Source organism: Staphylococcus sp. GDY8P67P (assembly GCF_017892545.1).
GTDB classification, from domain to species: Bacteria; Bacillota; Bacilli; order Staphylococcales; family Staphylococcaceae; genus Staphylococcus; species Staphylococcus ureilyticus.
Map to the genome: position 1 here is coordinate 215,866 of NZ_JAESLH010000029.1, position 21,905 is coordinate 237,770.

The window sequence follows — 21,905 nt, forward strand, 5'->3', positions numbered from 1 at the left end:
AAGTATCGATACCATAAAAATTTTTAGTGTACTCACTTATTATTTAATTACCACATTTTTATATAAATTATTCATTAAATAACCATTATTAACATAATATTTCAATTATTAATATTCTTCTTTTAATAATACCTATGGTTTATTGCTTACATGAACAACTAACCGTTACTCGAATAATTTCTAAAATGATTTTCGTTTATAAAAATAGGCGCGACTATGAAGTCAATATCACTCAGTTGACCTCACACTCGCGCCATATGTTGCTTATTTTTAATGTACTTGTTCTTGTCCTCGTTTATTCCAAGTTAAAATAAAACTTAACATCGCTAAAATACTAATAATGGTTAATAAAACAAAACCAAAATCCCATCCAAAATGTTGTACGACAAAACCTAAAACAATGTTTGCCATCACAGCTCCAAATAAGTAACCAAATAAGCCTGTTAGACCGGCAGCTGTTCCTGCTGCCTTTTTAGGTACATAATCTAAAGCTTGTAAACCAATTAACATCACTGGTCCATAGATTAAAAATCCTATTGCAATTAATGATAAATTATCTAACCATGCATGACCTGGTGGATTCAACCAATAAATCAATACAAAGATTGTAACGCCTAGCATAAAGAAGAAACCTGCTGGACCACGACGCCCTTTAAATACTTTATCGGAAATATAGCCACACAATAGTGTTCCTGGAATGCCAGCCCATTCATAAAGGAAATAAGCCCACCCTGATTCGTTTAAATTAAATTGTTTTTCTTCACTTAAATAAGTAGGTGCCCAATCTAGTACACCATAACGTACAAAATAGACAAAAATATTAGCAAAGGCGATCGCCCACACCCACTTGTTATTTAATACATATTTAAACAATATCTCTTTTGTTGTTAACTCTGTTTCAAGTGTTTCATGCGTCGTCGTTGAATAATCTTTGTTAAAACGTTCAATAGGTGGTAAGCCTTGTGATTGAGGAGTATCTCTGATCAAAAAATATGCAATAATTGCAATAACAATCGCCAATAACCCTGGATAAATAAAAACGCCTTCAAACCCTCTTAAATAACCAAAATTATAAAGCGCAGTCATAGAAATGCCCCATGTTGCAATCGGTGCCATTAGACCTCCTCCAACATTATGCGCTACGTTCCAAATAGACGTTTTACTACCACGCTCACTTACACTAAACCAATGTACGAGTACACGACCTGATGGCGGCCATCCCATACCTTGAAACCATCCATTTAGAAATAACATAATAAACATGATTGTAATACTAGAAGTAAAGAATGGTACGAATCCTAGCAATAAATTAACAGTTGCTGTCAGTAACAAACCTAATGTTAAAAATACACGTGCATTACTGCGATCACTTACGGTGCCCATTACAAATTTACTAAAACCATAAGCGATTGAAATCGCTGAAAGTGCGATACCAAGTTCCCCTTTACTGAAACCATCTTCAATTAAAGAAGGCATCGCTAATGAAAAGTTTTTTCTCAACAAATAGTAACCTGCATAACCGATAAAAATACCTAAAAAAACCTGTAATCGTAATTTTTTATATGTATCATCTACCTTGTCAGATGGTAAAGGATCCACATGCTTTGCCGGTTTTAAAAAACGAAACATACAATCACCCCTAAATTAGCAATCATTTTTCTTAATATTTTATTTACAAATTATTTACTTAATATTAATATTTCCCGGGTGGTAAAGCAATACTATTATTAAAATTTGAATATTATTCTATAAGAAATAATATTTGCTCATGCGTAGTGTATACGATTGAAAAAATCATATATTTAATAAATAAAACACCTCGTAGTTATAATAAATCTTTAACTACAAGGCGTTACGAAAAATAACTATTACAATACATCAAAAAAATACATACTTAATAGCACAAGTATTATAAATAACCCAACACAAAGTATAAAACTATACATAAAAGTTACGGTATTACGTAATTTACTACTATAGATATCATTAGGGTCTTTTCCATGCATAAAAGCAACTATCCTATCATACGTTTGTATTCTATACGATTTTTTTAATGATTCTACTTTAAATGATGAAATAATCATTGTCGCTAAAAGTATAGTTTCAGCTATAATCCATAATGGCGTCCAATAGTAGAGGGTTGGACCTGCTAAGATTGCGGATAATAACATAGGCCAAATCATTAAATGACTCCATAAATTAAATTTGCTCTGTTTTAACTTTTGTTCCATAATCTCTATGTCTCCTTTAACTAAGTTATCTAAAGAAACTTGAAACAAAGAACTAAGCATTAACAAATTATGTATATCTGGATAACTTTTATCATTTTCCCAATTTGAAATTGTTTGTCGTGAAACATACAATTTTGCGGCTAAATCTTCTTGTGATAAATGATCGCGCTGTCTAAAAAATTTAATTTGATTACCTATGTTCATTTGCCAAGCTCCTTTAACTTGAGACTATAGTGTGTTTCTAATTTAGACTACCAAATTATATTGACATACGCACATTTAATTATGTAAAAACTTTTTGTCATGCTGCTATTACAGCATTTATTAGACATCCCTTAGTCTTACATAAAACAAGAGTAAGACCGCAACTAAATTATGTTTTAATTACGTATCTTACTCTCATTATTGTCATTCATCTTTAACTCGCTTTTATCACTGATTTTAAAAATCAGCATCCATCATCGTTTTATACTTACGTCACAGTTTGTTGTTGTTGATACGGTATAGGATGATCTAATTCAAATGAAGCACCTGCAGTAATTTTTTTATATTGATAAGTAAAGTAACCAATCCATAAAATTGTGAATACAAAGGCGAGAATATAACTTAAATTAAGATCCAAACCTAAACCTATCTTCTGACTTAAAATATAAGTGAAAATATTCCAAGTCATAAAGACTGCCGGAATTGCTGCCACCCAAAAATTCTTTTTCGCAATAAGTAAGTACATTGCACCTACCCATAAGGCGACGACAGCTGTAGTTTGATTTGCCCAAGAGAAATAGCGCCATAAAATAGTAAAATCTACCTGAGTCAAACCAAAGCTTACGATAAATAATGGTGCGGCTACAATCACTCGTTTTAACATACTACGCTGACCATAATTTAAATAATCAGCTATAATCATACGTGCACTACGGAAAGAAGTATCACCGCTGGTAATTGGTAAGATGATAACACCCAGTACTGCAATCGTTCCAAACACAGAACCTAATAATAGATGTGATGCTTCACTTACAACAAGTGCGGCTTCACCACGTGCTAAAACATCATTTAATCCACTATATCCATTAAATAAACTCATGCCTGCAGCAGCCCAAATCATAGCTATAATACCTTCAGCAATCATCATGCCGTAGAATATAAAGCGACCATTTTTCTCTTTGTTTGTCGTTCTCGAAATAATAGGCGTTTGTGTAGCATGAAAACCAGATAAAGCACCACAAGTAATTGTAAAAAATAGTAGTGGAAATATGGGAGCACCGTCTGGATGCATATTTTTCAAATTAATTTCAGGTATCGGTGCACCTGTTTGAATAAGACGGAAACCTATACCTACTGCGCTAATGAGTAATAATGCACCGAAAATTGGATAAATGCGTCCAATGATTTTGTCTATAGGTAAAATTGTAGACAAAATATAATAAACAAAAATCACAAAGATAATGATACCTAATGCAATGCGACCATCTAATAAATTATGTAGTAACAACGCTGGACTTGTCACAAAAACTGTACCAGTAAGCAATAATAATAAAATTGAGAAGATATTTACAAAGTGTTTCATGACCTGACCTAAAAATTTACCAGCAAGCTCCGGTAAGTGTGCCCCTTTGTTTCTAATTGAAATCATTCCAGTCAAATAATCATGCACTGCACCTGCAAAAATACATCCCACAACAATCCATATAAATGCTACTGGTCCATATAATGCGCCCATAATCGGTCCAAAAATCGGACCTACACCTGCAATGTTCAATAGCTGAATGAGTGAATTTGATGACGTCTTCATAGGTAAATAATCAACATTGTCACGTTGATTATATGCCGGCGTTGGCCTATCTTGTTTCGTTCCGAACATTTTATCAATATACTTCCCATAAGTGAAATAACCTATAACTAATAATATAATAGATACAATAAACGTTACCATTTTAAATCCCCCTTTAATATGTAAGCGTTTTCTTAATTTAATCACATATTTTATTATTCTACAATCCTACAAACGTTTTTTTATTTATTTATTTTTAATTTTTAGGGAATATAAAATAAATAATACTTTTAAAATAATCTTTGTATTTAAATGAAAACTAATTCATAAATATTTATAATAAATAAAAAAAGTACAACCTCATTTAAATTAAAACGAAGTTGTACTTTTTGCGGAGGTCATATGTTTAATTAACCTCAAATGTTATTTTTTATAAAGTTTAATTTTGATTTCATAATAATCATCATGGTCTTTCGCTTGATGTTCAAACTTGATGCCACTTTTTTCAAGTTCTTCTAAACTTTTGCCTACCGCTTCACGTGCATCTGTTAAGTCTTTTTCAAATGCAAAACTTTGCGCTTTCACTTTTTCAGGGCCAACTTTTTGTTTTACTCTTGCTTCAGTTTGTTTCACATTTAACTTTTGGCTTATAATCGTTTCCACTAATGTTTCTTGATCTTCATCTGATAAACTTAGCATCGCACGTGCGTGACGTTCTGTAACTTTGCCTTCACGCAAACGTTCTATCACTTTAGGCGCTAATTTTAGTAATCTCAATTTATTTGCTATAAAACTTTGACTTTTACCTACACTTTTAGCTAATTCACTTTGTGTCGTATCGCCTAGTTCTAAAAGTTTCTTATAAGCTTCTGCCTCTTCAACAACAGATAAATTTTCACGTTGAATATTTTCTATTAAAGCTACCACTGCAGTTTCTTCATCGCCTAAATCTCTGATAATGACATCTGCGTATGTCTTATTCAACGATTGTAAGGCTCTAAATCTACGCTCTCCAGCAATAATTTCAAACATATCCTCTTCTATAGGACGCACTACAATCGGTTGTAACAATCCATGCTCATCTATTGATTCTGCGAGTTCTTTAATCTTATTTGGCTCAAATACTTGTCTTGGTTGATAACGATTTGGCACAATACGTTCAGTATGAATAGATTCAACACTATTATGATCCTCTTCAATATAACCAACAATGTCATCTTTATTTTTCAAACCAAATAATTTAGAAAAAGGTTTCTTCATATTTTATGCGCTCCCTCTAAATTAGTTGTATTAAATCACTTTTCTTTTTCAAGTAATGGAGACTTATTGGGCATTCCTGGTTTTCTTGGATATTTCTTTGGTGTCTCGCTTCTCTTATCTATCTTGATTATTTGCCTTTCACCAGCATCTTCTGGTAATTCATATGAAATGACATCCTGAAGTTTACCACCGAGGACTCCTATACCAAAACGCGCTTCTTCCAATTCTTCTTCGCCTTTAGCTGATTTTAAAGCAATGAATTGTCCACCCTTTTTAACTAACGGTAAACACAATTCGCTTAATACGGAAAGTCTAGCAACTGCACGTGCAGTTACAATATCATAAGACGCCCTGTAGTCTCCCTTCCCGTATATTTCTGCGCGATCATGTACAAAACTCACATTTTCTAAATCTAATGCTTCTGCTAACTGATTTAAAAAATGGATGCGTTTATTTAATGAATCTACAATTGTAACTTTTAAATTAGGATAAATAATTTTTAATGGAATACTTGGAAAACCAGCACCAGCACCAATATCACAAATTGTTTGCGCTTGTGTCAAATCCGTATAAAAACTGAGTGCAATCGAATCATAAAAATGTTTCAAATACACCTCATGTTCTTCAGTAATGCTTGTTAAATTCATTTTTTCATTCCATTCAACGAGCATTTGAAAATACGTTTGAAATTGATGTTGTTGATTCTCTGTAAGTTCGATACCTTGTGTGCTGAGTTGCTCAGTTAACCATTTTACACTCATCTTAACTTTCCACCCTTTGTATTTTACCTTGTTCTAGGAACACTAATAAGATCGAAATATCTGCTGGATTCACACCTGAAATCCGAGATGCTTGCGCAATATTTAACGGTTTAACTTCCGCTAATTTCTCGCGTGCTTCAGTCGCTAAACTATCGACTTTACTATAATCTAAGTCTTCTGGAATTTTCTTTTCTTCCATACGTTTTACTTTTTCAACTTGTTGTAACGACTTATTGATATAGCCTTCATATTTTGTCTGAATCTCAACTTGTTCTGCTACATCACTTGGTAATTGGTTTTCTTCTTCTAAAATTTCTAGAATTAAGTTATACGTCATTTCAGGTCTACGCAATAATTCCAAAGCTAATATACCATCTTTCAAACGAGAACCGCCTTGCGCTTCAATAATTTCTTGTACGCGTTCGTGAGGTTTTATTCTAATTTCATTTAAGCGTGCTTGCTCATCTTTTATCATTTGACGTTTTTCATTGAAACGTGCATAACGTTCTTCAGAAATCATACCTAATTTATAACCTAAATCTGTTAATCGTAAATCTGCATTGTCATGTCTTAATAATAAACGATATTCTGCACGAGATGTTAATAAACGGTATGGTTCATTTGTACCTTTTGTTATAAGGTCATCTATTAAGACACCAATATAAGCATCTGAACGACTTAAGATGACTTCTTCTTCGCCTAATACTCTTGACGCTGCGTTAATTCCAGCCATGATGCCTTGTCCTGCCGCTTCTTCATAGCCAGAAGTTCCGTTGATTTGTCCTGCAGTATATAGATTTTTAATTTTTTTAGTTTCTAGTGTTGGCCACAATTGTGTTGGTACAAGCGCATCATATTCAATGGCATATCCTGCACGCATCATATCCGCTTTTTCTAAGCCTGGGATTGTTTCTAACATCTGACGTTGAACATGTTCAGGTAAGCTTGTTGATAGTCCTTGTACATATACTTCATTAGTATTTCTACCTTCTGGTTCTAAGAAAAGTTGGTGTCTAGGTTTATCATTGAATCTTACAAATTTATCTTCAATTGATGGGCAATATCTAGGTCCTGTACCTTTAATCATACCGGAGTACATCGCAGATAAATGTAGATTGTCATCTATAACTTGGTGTGTTTCTCCATTCGTATATGTTAACCAACAAGGTAGCTGATCTAAAATATATTCCGTTGTTTCAAAACTAAACGCTCTACCAACATCGTCACCTGGTTGTATTTCTGTTTTAGAATAATCAATCGTTTTGGCGTTAACACGTGGTGGTGTACCTGTTTTGAATCTCACTACTTCAAATCCAAGATTTCTAAGATTATCAGCTAGTGAAATAGATGGTAATTGATGGTTTGGACCACTTGAATATTTCATATTACCTAAAATGATTTCGCCACGTAAAAATGTACCGGTTGTAATAATGACTGCATCTGCCCAGTATTCTGTACCAATGTTCGTACGTACACCTTTGATAACTTCATCTTCAATGATTAAGTCATCTACCATTCCTTGCATAATATCAAGGTTTTCTTCATCTTCAATGACTTGTTTCATTTCTTGTTGATAAAGTACTTTATCTGCTTGTGCGCGAAGTGCTCTGACTGCTGGTCCTTTACCAGTATTTAACATACGCATTTGGATATGTGTTTTATCGATTGTTTTTGCCATTTGGCCACCTAATGCGTCTATTTCACGAACTACTATACCTTTAGCCGGGCCACCAACTGATGGGTTACATGGCATAAATGCAATATTATCTAAATTTATTGTTAACATTAACGTTTTGGCACCACGTCTTGCTGAAGCAAGTCCAGCTTCTATACCAGCATGTCCGGCTCCAATTACTATTACATCATATTCTTGAGCCATATTTTTTTCCTCCCTTTTATTTCCCTAGACAGAATTGACTAAATAACTGATTTATCAATTCTTCACTTGCGGATTCTCCGATAATTTCACCTAAAATTTCCCAAGTTCTCGTTAAGTCTATTTGAACCATATCCATTGGCACACCAGCTTCTGCAGCATCTATAGCGTCTTGAATTGAATTTCTCGCCTGTTTTAACAATGAAATATGTCTTGAATTCGATACATATGTCATATCCTGATTTTGGACATCTCCTGCAAAGAACAAATCTCTAATTTGTATCTCTAACTGATCAATACCTTCTTGTTTTAGCATTGATGTTTGAATGATTGGCATATCTCCAACCATTTCTTTAACTTCTGAAATATCTAATCGTTTGTCTAAATCCATCTTGTTAATTATGACAATGGCATCTTCGTTTTTAATAACTTCATATAGCTTGCGATCTTCTTCTGTTAAAGGTTCGTTGTAATTTAACACAAACAAGATTAAATCCGCTTCACCTAAAGCTTTGCGTGAACGCTCTACACCAATACGCTCAACGATATCTTCTGTTTCACGTATGCCAGCAGTATCTACTAACCTTAAAGGTACACCGCGGACGTTTACATACTCTTCTAAAGTATCTCGAGTCGTACCAGGTACCTCTGTTACAATCGCCTTGTTGTCTTGGATCAGGTTATTTAGCATGGATGACTTACCAACATTAGGCTTACCAACTATGACCGTTGCCAAACCTTCTCTCATTATCTTCCCTTGTGTACCTGTATCTAATAACTTACTAATTTCTGACTTAATTTGATTCGATTTTTCTAATAATACTTCTGTTGTGGCATCTTCCACATCATCATATTCTGGATAATCTATATTAACTTCTACTTGTGCAAGGATTTCGAGAATGGATTGTCGCTGTCGCTTAATCATATCACTTAAACGACCTTCAATTTGATTCATTGCAACTTTAGATGCACGATCGGTTTTAGAACGAATAAAATCCATCACCGCTTCGGCTTGAGATAAATCAATACGCCCATTTAAAAACGCACGTTTTGTATATTCACCAGGATCTGCCATTCTAGCACCGTGTGTCATCGTCAACTCTAATACCCTGTTGATGGTTAAAATACCACCATGACAATTAATTTCAACGATATCTTCTCTAGTAAATGTTTTCGGTGCACGTAAGACAGACACCATTACTTCTTCGACCACTTCATTTGTCTCAGGGTCAACAATATGCCCATAATTTATTGTATGAGAAGGTACATGTTCTAATGGTTCCTTCCCTCTATATAATTTGTCTGCAATATTTACTGCGTCAACACCTGACAAACGTACAATACCGATAGCACCTTCACCCATAGGTGTGGATATACTCGTTATCGTATCTAAATCCATCATCCATCTCGCCTCCTTTTATTCTAAAATTTATCATTATAATATTGTAAATAGTTTTGGATTAAAAAGCTAACATCTTGTTTAAAAAATCTAATAAGTTAGTCTAAGGGTTGTCTGAGGTAAGACTGACGTAAGTCTTAAATATTCAATCTCCCTACCCTATTTAATTCGTTTATTAAAAACTTTAGCGATTTTTAAAACATGTTCTAAACTTGCTTGGATTTGAAGAGTATCCATATCTTTAGCTGGCTGCCTAGCTATGACAATAATTTCCATTGGTAATATATTTTGCTTATGCACCTTGAAGCTTTCACGAATAGCACGCTTAATTTTATTTCTAACAACAGCATTACCTAATTTTTTAGAAACACTAATACCCAGTCTAAAGTGTTCTAGTTCTTTATTAGGTTTCGTATAGACTACAAATTGACGATTTGCTACTGATTTTCCTTTTTTGTATATAAATTGAAAATCACTGTTCTTTTTAATTCGGTATGCTTTCTCCACGAAACATCACTCGCTTATCTTTTCATTACATTCATTATTATATATCAAGCCATAACATGTATTGAATTTTTAATAATAACAATAATTTTGCTATTAATTTACGTTATTTTAAACCAAAAAAAAGACCACTGATGAGTCAGTGATCTTATGCTGATAATACCTTACGGCCTTTACGACGACGACGCGCTAAAACTTTACGACCGTTTTTTGTGCTCATGCGTTTTCTGAAACCATGAACTTTACTATGTTTACGTTTATTTGGTTGATAAGTACGTTTTACCATGCAAAAACACCTCCATCTGTATTCGGTTATCTAATTATTATAATAGATAAATTAATATAAGCTTTTTGCTTCAAGTCTTGATTTAATATTATTAATTTCTAGTCATAATTCAAGCAACTACTACAATATAACAAAATCTTTTTTATAAAGCAAGCATCAATTTCAAGCATATTTTCATCTGGCTAATAATACAAATCAGCACTTGATACTTTAAAACTGTATTGATAAATACATCTATTAATATAGTAGATTCACCTTAGCATATAAATATTTTTCGCTTCAAATCTATCGATTTTTCAATTATACAAATTTCATACACTTTTATAAATTATTTCCCAAAACCACAAATTGGTTATTTTTTGATATACTATTCATTCTTGTAAGTTATCCACTTATTCACAGATATACACGCTTATTTTGTGGATAATATTCCATCTATACACAGGTTTATTGACGATTTAACAACATATTCACATCCATTTGACAGAGGTGTTTGTTAAAAAGTATAATTGTGTGGATAAGTTATGTAAATATTGATAAATAAGGGATTAATTTATAAAAATATATCCTAAATGGTTGTGTATAACTTATAATTCACTGTGAGTTATCCACTGAATGTGTGTAACTTGTGGATAATTATTAACAGCTTGTGATTATGTTTATTCACACATGTTATTTCTGTGTATAACTTTTAAAATATAGAAAGTTGGAGTTTGCTATTATGTCAGAACAAGAAATTTGGGAAAACGTTTTAACTTTAGCTCAAGAAAAAGTCAGCTATCCTAGCTATCAAACTTTTTTGAAAGATACAAAACTTTATTCGTTGCAAAATGATGAAGCTATTGTAGTCATTGACGATCCCTTTGTAGCTAATTGGTTAAAGACACATTATGTTGAAATCGTACAATCTGCATTATATGAAGCTATTGGTCATGAAATTACGCCAGTATTTTACTCTGAAGATGAATTAGAAAGTTTAAAATCTGAAAAAAAGCAAGATGCTAATCAGAGTACTGATGAAAAAGAGATAGATCTTGATACAGTGGATGTAGCAAAAATGGGTGATGAACAATTCAATATCAATAATACATTTGAAACATTCGTCATCGGCCCCGGAAACAGATTCCCACATGCTGCAAGTTTAGCTGTAGCTGAAGCACCAGCCCAAGCATATAACCCATTATTTATATATGGTGGTGTGGGATTAGGTAAAACCCATCTAATGCACGCTATTGGCCATTATGTATTAGATAATAATCCAGATGCCAAAGTAATCTATACATCTAGTGAAAAATTTACTAATGAATTCATTAAATCTATCCGAGACAATAAAACTGAACGTTTTAGAGAAAAATATCGTAATATCGATGTGCTCTTAATAGATGATATACAATTTATTCAAAACAAAGAGCAAACTCAAGAAGAATTTTTCCACACATTTAATGATTTACATCAAGCGAATAAACAAATTGTTATTTCTAGTGATAGACCACCTAAAGAAATTGCTAAATTAGAAGACAGATTACGTTCTCGCTTTGAATGGGGATTAATAGTAGACATTACTCCACCGGATTACGAAACAAGAATGGCAATTTTACAGAAAAAAATTGGTGAAGAAAATATAAATATTCCTACTGAAGCCCTGACGTATATCGCTAATCAAATACAATCTAATATACGTGAACTTGAAGGTGCACTTAATCGCGTATTAGCCTTTTCAAAATTACAAGGACAACCGATCACAACTGAATTAACAGCAGCTGCGCTAAAAGATATCATCCAAGCACCTAAATCTAAAAAAATTACTATACAAGATATCCAAAAAGTTGTTGGAGAATACTATAGTGTGAGAATAGAAGACTTTAGTGCCAAAAAACGTACAAAATCAATTGCATATCCACGTCAAATTGCAATGTATTTATCACGTGAATTAACCGACTTCTCACTACCTAAAATCGGGGAAGAGTTTGGTGGACGTGATCATACTACTGTTATTCATGCACATGAAAAAATTGTGAAGGATATCAATAATGATCCGACATTTAAACAAGAAGTCGAAAATCTTGAAAAAGAAATTAGAAACCAATAAAACAATCTGTACTATAACAGATTAATGAATCAATTTAGAGGTATAACAAAATAACTTATTTTTTTAACTTTGTGGACAATGTGCAAAAGTAGTACACACTGTGCACAAGTTATCCACAGTCGTCAAACAATGACATGATTGTATTAATTTGAGTTATCCCCTAATCCACAAGCCCTACTACTATTACTACGGGTTTAAAACCTATATAATTATTATATAAACGACTGGAAGGAGTTTAAAAATGGAATTTACAATTAGAAGAGATTATTTTATAAATCAATTAAATGACACATTAAAAGCAATCTCCCCAAGAACTACATTACCGATACTAACGGGTATAAAAATTGAAGTTAAAAACAATGAAGTCATACTTACTGGTTCAGATTCAGAAATCTCAATAGAAATTACAATTCCTAAACAAGTAGATGGAGAAGATATTATTGAAGTTGCAGAAACTGGTTCAGTTGTACTCCCTGGTCGTTTCTTTGTAGATATTATTAAAAAACTACCAGGAAAAGAAGTTAAATTATCAACAAATGAACAATTCCAAACTTTAATAACTTCTGGACATTCAGAATTTAATTTAAGTGGTTTAGATCCAGATCAATATCCTTTATTACCACAAGTTTCACGTGATGATGCGATTCAATTATCTGTAAAAGTCCTTAAAAACGTGATAGCACAAACAAATTTCGCAGTGTCCACCTCAGAAACACGTCCAGTACTCACTGGTGTTAACTGGCTTATACAGGATAATGAATTAATATGCACAGCGACTGACTCACACCGCTTAGCTGTGCGAAAAGTAGCTTTAGAAGATGAATCTGAAAATAAAAATGTCATTATTCCAGGTAAAGCTTTAGCAGAATTAAATAAAATTATGTCAGATAGTGAAGAAGATATCGATATTTTCTTTGCTTCAAACCAAGTGCTATTTAAAGTCGGAAATATAAACTTTATATCACGTCTCTTAGAAGGTCACTATCCAGATACTTCACGTTTATTCCCAGAAAACTATGAAATTAAAATAGGCATCGATAACGGAGATTTCTATCATGCTATTGATCGTGCCTCTCTATTAGCACGTGAAGGTGGAAACAATGTTATTAAATTAAGTACAGGTAATGAATTAGTTGAATTATCCTCTACATCACCAGAAATCGGTACTGTAAAAGAAGAAGTAAAAGCGGATAACGTTGATGGTGGCAATTTAAAAATTTCATTCAACTCTAAGTATATGATGGATGCACTAAAAGCAATCGATAACGATGAAGTGGAAGTTGAGTTCTTTGGTACGATGAAACCATTTATTTTAAAACCAAAAGATGATGATTCAGTTACACAATTAATTTTACCAATCAGAACATATTAAACTTTTGTTTAAAGAGATAGAACCTGAGACAAATTGATGTCTCGGGTTTTTATAATATGGATATTTAAAGCATAGTGAGACAACTTAAGTAGAAAAGGTCAGAATTTTATCTTGTCTTAAACTCTGTCACATTTAAATCATTGTCTCACTCTTTTTTTTAGAAGTAATTTCATAAAATGAAACGTGTATATTGATAAAGATATATTAATAATAAATATTCAAAGATACGTACAAGCTACTTAGAGCTTAAATATAAGCAACTTAAACTTTTTTAGACTTATGATACCTAAAATTAATAATTAAGCTGAGAAAGTCTTTAAAATTCAAAATCACAATATTAGCCATTCGCTTTATATAAAAATACTTTTATGAAGTATTGCGTAGTTAAAAACATTAATAAATAATTATTTAGTTAGAATATTTTTAAAAGAAATAGAATAATACGAATAAAAGTTTGTTATAATATATGAGTATTACATTGTTAAAAGTACCTTTATAAATAATTTTCAAAAATAGTAAAAATCATACATAAGAAAACGCTTTCCATCTGCATTTTGCATGAAATTTTTCTCGAAAAAAGGTATAATATATAGATGAGTTTAAAAGGAATGGAGTGATTGATTTGGTTGAAGAAGTAATTGTTGATGGAGACATTACTTTAGGGCAATTTCTAAAGACAGAAGGTATTATTGAATCTGGTGGTCAAGCGAAATGGTTCCTGCAAGATTTTGAAGTAATGATCAATGGTGAGCGCGAAATACGTCGTGGTAAAAAATTAAACCATCAAGATAACATCGTTATACCAGAAGTCGGTTCATTTTTGATTATACATCAAGGTGAAGAATGAAACTAAAGACACTCCAGCTAGACAATTATCGTAACTATGAGTCAATTACCCTAAATTGTCACCCTGAAGTCAATATATTGATTGGTGAAAATGCGCAAGGGAAGACTAATTTATTAGAATCTATTTATACATTAGCATTAGCCAAAAGTCACAGAACATCAAATGATAAAGAACTCATACGTTTTGATCGAGACTATGCTAAAATAGAGGGTGAACTCAGTTATAGATATGGAGAAATGCCTTTAACGATGTTTATAACTAAAAAGGGTAAACAGGTTAAAATCAATCACTTAGAACAAAGTAGGCTAACACAGTATATAGGCCACTTAAACGTTGTCTTGTTTGCACCTGAAGATTTAAACATTGTCAAAGGGGCACCTCAAATAAGACGTAGATTTATAGATATGGAACTTGGACAAATTTCAGCTGTTTACTTAAACGATTTGTCTCAATATCAAAGAATTTTAAAACAAAAGAATAATTATTTGAAGCAATTGCAATATGGTCAAAAGACTGATAGCACTATGCTTGACGTCTTAAACCAACAATTTGCAGCATATGCACTCAAAGTTACATTAAGACGTGAACATTTTATTAAAGAACTAGAATCATTAGCCAAACCTATTCATTCTGGTATTACGGATGAGAATGAAACACTGTCATTAAAGTACCTTCCTAGTATCAAATTAGATGCTGAAGAAAAAAGTGAGACGGAACGCTTAGAGGAAGTCTTAACTTTACTAGATGATAACAAAGAGCGTGAAAAAGATAGAGGTGTCTGTTTGTTTGGCCCTCACAGAGATGATTTAGGTTTCAACGTAAATGGTATGGATGCTCAAACTTACGGTTCGCAAGGACAGCAAAGAACGACTGCGTTATCAATCAAACTTGCAGAAATTGAACTGATGAATATTGAAGTAGGCGAGTACCCCATTTTATTGCTAGATGATGTGTTAAGTGAATTAGATGATTCACGTCAGTCTCATTTATTGAGCACAATTCAACATAAAGTACAAACATTTGTGACGACAACATCAGTTGATGGCATTGATCATGAAATTATGAAAAACGCTAAACTTTATCGCATTAATAATGGCGAAATTATAAAGTAACGGAAAGTGAAGGTGGAAGCATTGTCAGATGTGAACAACACGGAAGATTATGGTGCTGGTCAGATTCAGGTATTAGAAGGTCTAGAAGCGGTTCGTAAAAGACCAGGTATGTATATAGGCTCAACTTCAGAAAGAGGGCTGCATCACTTAGTTTGGGAAATTGTTGATAACAGTATTGACGAAGCACTTGCTGGTTATGCTGACCAAATCGAAGTTATTATTGAAGAAGATAATTGGATAAAAGTAACAGATAACGGCCGTGGTATCCCTGTTGGTATACAAGAGAAAATGGGACGTCCTGCCGTTGAGGTTATTCTAACTGTACTACATGCCGGTGGTAAATTCGGTGGAGGCGGTTATAAAGTCTCTGGTGGTCTCCATGGTGTGGGGTCTTCTGTTGTAAATGCTTTATCGGAAGATTTGGAAGTATATGTATATAAAGATGAAAATATATATCACCAAGCATACAAAAAAGGTATCCCTCAGTTTGATTTGAAAATCATTGGTAAAACCAATGAGAGTACTGGTTCTACTGGTACTGCGATTCGTTTTAAAGCTGATCCTGAGATATTCACTGAAACAACAACATACAATTATGAAGTATTGCAACAACGTATCAGAGAACTAGCATTTTTAAATAAAGGTATTTCAATTACTTTAAGAGATGAAAGAGAAGAAGAGGTTCGTGAAGATACGTATCACTATGAAGGTGGTATAAAATCTTACGTTGAAATGTTAAATGAAAATAAAGAACCTATTCATGAAGAACCGATTTATGTACATCAATCCAAAGATGATATTGAAGTTGAAATAGCGCTTCAATACAATAAAGGTTATGCTACGAATCTTTTAACATACGCAAATAATATACACACTTATGAAGGTGGGACTCATGAAGAAGGCTTTAAACGAGCGCTCTCACGTGTGTTAAATAGCTATGGTCTTAACAGTAAAATTATGAAGGAAGATAAAGAAAGACTTTCAGGTGAAGATACACGTGAAGGTTTAACAGCTATTGTTTCAATCAAACATGGTGATCCACAATTCGAAGGACAAACTAAAACGAAATTAGGTAATTCCGAAGTACGTCAAGTTGTTGATCGTATATTCTCTGAGTTATTTGAACGCTTTTTATATGAAAATCCACAAGTAGGTCGAACAATCGTAGAAAAAGGAATTATGGCTTCACAAGCACGTCTTGCAGCTAAAAAAGCGCGTGAAGTGACACGTCGTAAATCCGCATTAGAAGTTTCTAGTTTACCAGGAAAACTGGCTGATTGTTCTAGTAAAGACCCTTCTCGTAGTGAAATTTTCATCGTCGAAGGTGACTCTGCCGGGGGGTCTACAAAATCTGGACGTGACTCAGAAACGCAAGCCATCTTACCTTTACGTGGTAAGATATTGAACGTTGAAAAAGCACGTTTAGATAGAATTTTAAATAATAATGAAATACGTTCTATGATTACTGCTTTTGGTACTGGTATTGGTGGAGAATTTGATTTAAGTAAGGCACGCTATCACAAGATTATCCTTATGACAGATGCCGATGTTGATGGTGCACATATTAGAACATTATTATTAACATTCTTCTATCGTTTTATGAGACCGTTAATTGAAGCGGGCTATGTTTATATTGCACAGCCACCATTATTCAAGTTGACACAAGGTAAACAGAAATACTATGTGTTTAACGAACGTGAACTAGAAAAACTTAAAGCTCAATTAGATCCAAGTCCAAAATGGTCTATTGCACGTTACAAAGGTCTTGGTGAAATGAATGCTGACCAATTATGGGAAACTACTATGAATCCTGAAAATAGAGCTATGTTACAAGTATCATTGGAGGATGCGATTGAAGCTGACCAAGTTTTTGAAATGTTAATGGGCGATGTTGTTGAGAACCGTAGACAGTTTATTGAAGATAATGCAGTCTATGCAAACTTAGATTTCTAAGACAATGAACTGAATTTTTGAAGGAGGATATCTTGATGGCTGAATTACCTGAATCAAGAATAAATGAACGAAATATAACGAATGAGATGCGTGAATCGTTCCTAGATTATGCGATGAGCGTTATCGTTTCACGTGCGCTACCAGATGTTAGAGATGGTTTAAAACCAGTACATCGACGTATATTATACGGCTTACACGAACAAGGCATGACACCTGATAAATCATATAAGAAATCTGCGCGTATTGTTGGGGACGTTATGGGTAAATATCACCCTCACGGTGACTACTCGATTTACGAAGCTATGGTTAGAATGGCGCAGGACTTCAGCTATCGATATCCTTTAATTGATGGCCAAGGTAACTTTGGTTCTATGGATGGTGATGGAGCAGCGGCGATGCGTTATACAGAAGCGCGTATGTCTAAAATCACACTCGAAATGTTGAGAGATATTAACAAAGATACGATTGATTTTGTTGATAACTATGACGGCAATGAAAGAGAGCCGGCAGTCTTACCATCAAGATTTCCAAATTTACTCGTAAATGGTGCATCAGGTATCGCAGTAGGTATGGCTACTAATATACCGCCACATAACTTGACTGAAGTGATTAATGGTGTATTAAGTTTAAGTCATAATCCAGACATTACGATTTCAGAATTAATGGAAGATGTCCAAGGGCCAGACTTCCCTACAGCAGGGATTATTCTTGGTAGAAGTGGCATACGCCGTGCATTTGAAACTGGACGCGGTTCAGTTCAAATGAGAGCAAGAGCTGAAATTGAAGAACGTGGCGGCGGTCGTCAACGTATTGTTGTTACTGAGGTTCCGTATCAAGTAAATAAAGCACGCATGATTGAAAAAATTGCCGAATTGGCACGTGATAAAAAAATTGACGGCATTACAGATTTACGTGACGAAACAAGTTTACGTACTGGTGTACGTGTTGTGATTGATATACGTAAAGATGCCAACGCTAGTGTTGTATTAAATAACTTATATAAACAAACACCATTACAAACATCATTTGGTGTTAATATGATTGCTTTAGTTGATGGTAGACCGAGATTGATCAACCTCAAAGAAGCATTAGTTGAATATCTTGAACATCAAAAGATAGTCGTAAGAAGAAGAACGGAATACAACTTGAAAAAGGCACAAGACCGTGCACATATTTTAGAAGGATTAAGAATCGCACTAGACCACATTGATGAAATTATTCGTGTGATTCGTGAATCTGAAACAGATAAAGTTGCAATGGCAAGCTTGCAAGAACAATTTAAACTTACTGAACGACAAGCGCAAGCCATCCTTGATATGCGATTAAGACGTTTAACAGGTTTAGAAAGAGATAAAATTGAATCTGAATATAATGAATTAATTGCATATATAGAAGAATTAAAAGCGATTCTTGCAGACGAAGAAAAACTATTACAACTTGTTCGTGATGAGTTAATTGATGTTCGTGAACGCTATGGAGACGAACGTAAAACAGAAATTCAAATGGGCGGTCTCGACCACATTGAAGACGAAGACCTAATACCAGAAGAACAAATCGTCATTACATTAAGTCACAATAACTATATTAAACGCCTCCCCGTTTCAACATATAGAGCGCAACATCGTGGTGGTCGTGGTGTACAAGGTATGCAGACCTTAGAAGAAGATTTTGTAAGTCAACTTGTTACGTTGAGTACGCATGATCATGTCTTATTCTTCACGAATAAAGGTAGAGTGTATAAACTTAAAGGATATGAAGTGCCGGAACTCTCCCGTCAGTCTAAAGGTATACCAGTAGTCAATGCGATTGAACTAGATAATGATGAAACAATTAGTACAATGATCGCCGTCAAAGATTTAGAAAGCGAAGAAGATTACTTAGTATTTGCAACGTTAAATGGTATCGTTAAACGTTCAGCATTACGTAACTTCTCACATATTAACAAAAATGGTAAGATTGCGATTGGTTTCAAAGAAGATGACGAATTGATAGCTGTGCGTTTAACAGATGGTGAAGATGATATATTAATCGGTACAGCTCACGGTTCTTTAATCCGCTTTAATGAGTCGGCACTACGTCCTTTAGGTCGTACAGCTGCCGGTGTTAAAGGTATTACATTAAGAGAAGGCGACAAAGTCGTCGGATTAGATGTTACTAAAGCAGAAACAGATGATGAAATTCTAGTTGTGACTGAAAATGGTTACGGTAAGCGTACGCCAGTTAGCGAATATCGTTTATCTAACCGTGGTGGTAAAGGTATTAAGACTGCTACGATTACAGAACGTAACGGTCAAGTGGTATGTATCACATCCGTTGAAGGTAAAGAAGACTTGATGATTGTTACAAATGCCGGTGTAATTATCCGCATAGGCGTTGAAGATATTTCACAAAATGGACGTGCAGCTCAAGGTGTGAGATTGATTAAATTAAACGATGATCAATTTGTTTCTACTGTTGCTAAAGTAGATGAAGAAGAAAAAGAAGCTGAAGAAATTGAACTACAAGAAGCAGATAATGAACAAATTGAAGGCGCTACAAGTGACAATCAACAATCAGAATCTGTAGTATCAGATGAACTATCAGAAGGCATTGTGCATACCGAAGTTGAAGAAGATTCAGATGAAGATGGTCGTCAAGAAGTGAGAAAAGACTTTATGGACCGTATCAATGAAGATATTGATAATAGTGATAATGAAGAAACTGAAAACGAAGACGACGAATAATCTCAATTTTTAGCAGTAATCAATAGCTGTATTCAAAATTGAAACATTTAAATACACAAGTGAGTTTGGGACATAAATTCCCATTCTCAAAATATAAGAGGGTCAATCCTTAATATGGATTGACCCTCTTTATATTTAAAGTCTGACGATTGACTGTACATGCTTGCCTAGGGCATGGTGCGAGCCTATAGTCTCTCACTCATAAGATTCCCTCGGGTGTCAGCACATTACAAAATCGGTACAATTTATATTTTGTTATTCCAAAAAGCCTTTACGTATAATTTAATCAGCACTATTAAATTAACGAGAGGCATATATATAAAGATGATAACTTGACTCAACATATACTACCAATAGAAACTTAAGATCAGTATCCCACAAATGATATGTCACGATATGTGAATGAAATCGTTGAAACAATCCCTGAAAATGTATTCGATGCATTTAAACATCACGTAGTGCAACATCATATCACCCCAATTGAAAAAGGCAATTTCTATATGATTTCAATAGAAATTGCCTTTTCATTTGTCTAAGCATTTTATGTCTCAGATACATTTTATTTTGGTTTTAAAAATTTTTATCACCGATGTTGATTTAACTTTCCAATGCTTTCATAGCATATGGGATTTCACTAATTAAATGGGAAGGTGGGACTACATACATTTTGTTTGATAGTTCTTCACCGATATAACTATGTGTATAAGTGGCACTCGTAACCGCTTCTTTCGTGTCGTCGAATTGACCTACAAAACTTGTAATCATACCAGCAAGTGTATCCCCCATGCCACCTGTTGCCATCGCAGGCGTGCCGATTGGCAGTTTGTAATCCTCATCTTTGAAATAGATTTCAGTGCCATGCATTTTTAATACAATTGTTGCCCCAATTCTATCAGCAGCTTCGCGATTACGTTCATATGTTTGTTCTTCTATTGCGATCCCACTTAAGCGTTCCCACTCTTTTTGATGTGGTGTGAAAATAACATTGCAAGTTGGAATATCTGGTTTTAATTTACTAAATATAGTAATAGCATCTCCATCCACTATAAGCGTTTGATGTGGTTGAATGTTTTGTAATAAGAACGTGATAGCATTATTTCCTTTGAAATCACATCCTAATCCAGGACCAATTAAGATACAATCTGTATTTTCAATCATTTTAGTGAGCATTTTAGTATCGTTGATATCAATCACCATTGCTTCAGGGCAACGTGAGTGTAGTGCTGCATGATTTGTTGGATGTGTAGCTACTGTAATTAAGCCACTACCACTATAGACACAAGCGCGTGCAGCAAGCATGATTGCCCCACCTAGATTCGCATTTCCTCCAATTAAAAGAATTTTGCCATAATCACCTTTATGCGTTTCATCTTTACGTTTTGGAATGCTTACTGATGAAATTGTTTCCAACATTGAAACCCCCTTTAATTCTATTAGTTATTTCAACTTTTAATTTGTATATTTGATCATTATATTGTTGATTTGTAATTTTGTGCTTTCTGAGAAAAATTGTGTGTTTATAAGCATTATGAAAGCTTTTCTCTGTTGCTATTTTTAATTTATTTTTTAAATACAATAGAAAATATTATACCTGGTTTGCATTTTAGTCAATAGGTAAAAGCATTAAGAATTTGTTTATTTTTAGAAATAATAAATTTGCCATCTTTATCTTAGTAAAATACTAATTTAATACCATGTTACGGATATGGATGAACCTATTG

At 33.7% G+C, this 21,905-nt stretch carries 16 protein-coding genes and 1 pseudogene; 7 read left to right on the forward strand and 10 right to left on the reverse strand.

From position 1 onward, the window contains the following. Positions 1-270 precede the first annotated feature (270 nt). The 9 genes from glpT to rpmH form a co-directional block, all read right to left on the reverse strand. Positions 271-1,629, reverse strand: a complete 1,359-nt coding sequence (gene glpT, locus KA833_RS11765) for a glycerol-3-phosphate transporter (protein WP_046207164.1) — start codon at positions 1,627-1,629, stop codon at positions 271-273. 239 nt (positions 1,630-1,868) lie between these two features. Next, positions 1,869-2,435, reverse strand: a complete 567-nt coding sequence (locus tag KA833_RS11770; protein WP_064209816.1) for a helix-turn-helix transcriptional regulator — start codon at positions 2,433-2,435, stop codon at positions 1,869-1,871. 268 nt (positions 2,436-2,703) lie between these two features. After that, a complete protein-coding gene (locus KA833_RS11775; RefSeq protein WP_046207166.1) occupies positions 2,704-4,164 on the reverse strand; it encodes a carbon starvation CstA family protein in 1,461 nt (486 codons plus the stop codon). A 261-nt stretch (positions 4,165-4,425) separates the two neighbouring features. Then, the gene (locus KA833_RS11780) at positions 4,426-5,262 is read right to left on the reverse strand and encodes a ParB/RepB/Spo0J family partition protein (RefSeq protein WP_046207167.1); all 837 of its coding nucleotides are present in this window, start codon (positions 5,260-5,262) and stop codon (positions 4,426-4,428) included. A gap of 35 nt (positions 5,263-5,297) precedes the next feature. Further along, positions 5,298-6,023 (reverse strand): 16S rRNA (guanine(527)-N(7))-methyltransferase RsmG, encoded by a 726-nt coding sequence (gene rsmG / locus KA833_RS11785; protein WP_046207168.1) that lies wholly within the window; start codon positions 6,021-6,023, stop codon positions 5,298-5,300. A gap of 1 nt (position 6,024) precedes the next feature. Continuing rightward, entirely contained in the window at positions 6,025-7,902 is a 1,878-nt protein-coding gene (gene mnmG / locus KA833_RS11790; protein ID WP_046207169.1) for a tRNA uridine-5-carboxymethylaminomethyl(34) synthesis enzyme MnmG, read from the reverse strand. Between the two features lie 16 nt (positions 7,903-7,918). Beyond that, positions 7,919-9,298 (reverse strand): tRNA uridine-5-carboxymethylaminomethyl(34) synthesis GTPase MnmE, encoded by a 1,380-nt coding sequence (mnmE, locus tag KA833_RS11795; protein ID WP_210128385.1) that lies wholly within the window; start codon positions 9,296-9,298, stop codon positions 7,919-7,921. 159 nt (positions 9,299-9,457) lie between these two features. Next, complete coding sequence (gene rnpA / locus KA833_RS11800; protein ID WP_046207171.1) at positions 9,458-9,805, reverse strand: ribonuclease P protein component; 348 nt, start codon at positions 9,803-9,805, stop codon at positions 9,458-9,460. Positions 9,806-9,950: 145 nt separating this feature from the next. Then, entirely contained in the window at positions 9,951-10,088 is a 138-nt protein-coding gene (gene rpmH / locus KA833_RS11805) for a 50S ribosomal protein L34 (protein WP_000240855.1), read from the reverse strand. A 721-nt stretch (positions 10,089-10,809) separates the two neighbouring features. Between rpmH and dnaA the strand changes: the two genes are divergently transcribed. The 7 genes and pseudogenes from dnaA to KA833_RS14045 form a co-directional block, all read left to right on the forward strand. After that, positions 10,810-12,177, forward strand: a complete 1,368-nt coding sequence (gene dnaA / locus KA833_RS11810; RefSeq protein WP_046207172.1) for a chromosomal replication initiator protein DnaA — start codon at positions 10,810-10,812, stop codon at positions 12,175-12,177. Positions 12,178-12,418: 241 nt separating this feature from the next. Beyond that, positions 12,419-13,549, forward strand: coding sequence for a DNA polymerase III subunit beta (gene dnaN, locus KA833_RS11815; RefSeq protein WP_046207173.1), 1,131 nt, complete (start codon positions 12,419-12,421; stop codon positions 13,547-13,549). 613 nt (positions 13,550-14,162) lie between these two features. Further along, a complete protein-coding gene (gene yaaA / locus KA833_RS11820) occupies positions 14,163-14,396 on the forward strand; it encodes a S4 domain-containing protein YaaA (protein WP_174894798.1) in 234 nt (77 codons plus the stop codon). Continuing rightward, complete coding sequence (recF, locus tag KA833_RS11825) at positions 14,393-15,508, forward strand: DNA replication/repair protein RecF (protein WP_046207175.1); 1,116 nt, start codon at positions 14,393-14,395, stop codon at positions 15,506-15,508. The genes yaaA and recF overlap by 4 nt, the downstream gene beginning before the upstream one ends. A gap of 12 nt (positions 15,509-15,520) precedes the next feature. Continuing rightward, entirely contained in the window at positions 15,521-17,461 is a 1,941-nt protein-coding gene (gene gyrB, locus KA833_RS11830; protein WP_176745302.1) for a DNA topoisomerase (ATP-hydrolyzing) subunit B, read from the forward strand. Between the two features lie 35 nt (positions 17,462-17,496). Further along, positions 17,497-20,184: a DNA gyrase subunit A gene (gene gyrA, locus KA833_RS11835; protein ID WP_204170821.1), complete on the forward strand. Its 2,688-nt coding sequence runs from the start codon at positions 17,497-17,499 to the stop codon at positions 20,182-20,184. Positions 20,185-20,498: 314 nt separating this feature from the next. Further along, positions 20,499-20,662 (forward strand): annotated as a pseudogene (locus tag KA833_RS14045) (IS5/IS1182 family transposase); the annotation flags it as partial. Between the two features lie 119 nt (positions 20,663-20,781). Here KA833_RS14045 and KA833_RS11840 read toward each other — a convergent pair. Then, positions 20,782-21,597, reverse strand: coding sequence for an NAD(P)H-hydrate dehydratase (locus KA833_RS11840; RefSeq protein ID WP_371090911.1), 816 nt, complete (start codon positions 21,595-21,597; stop codon positions 20,782-20,784). Between the last annotated feature and the right edge of the window lie 308 nt (positions 21,598-21,905).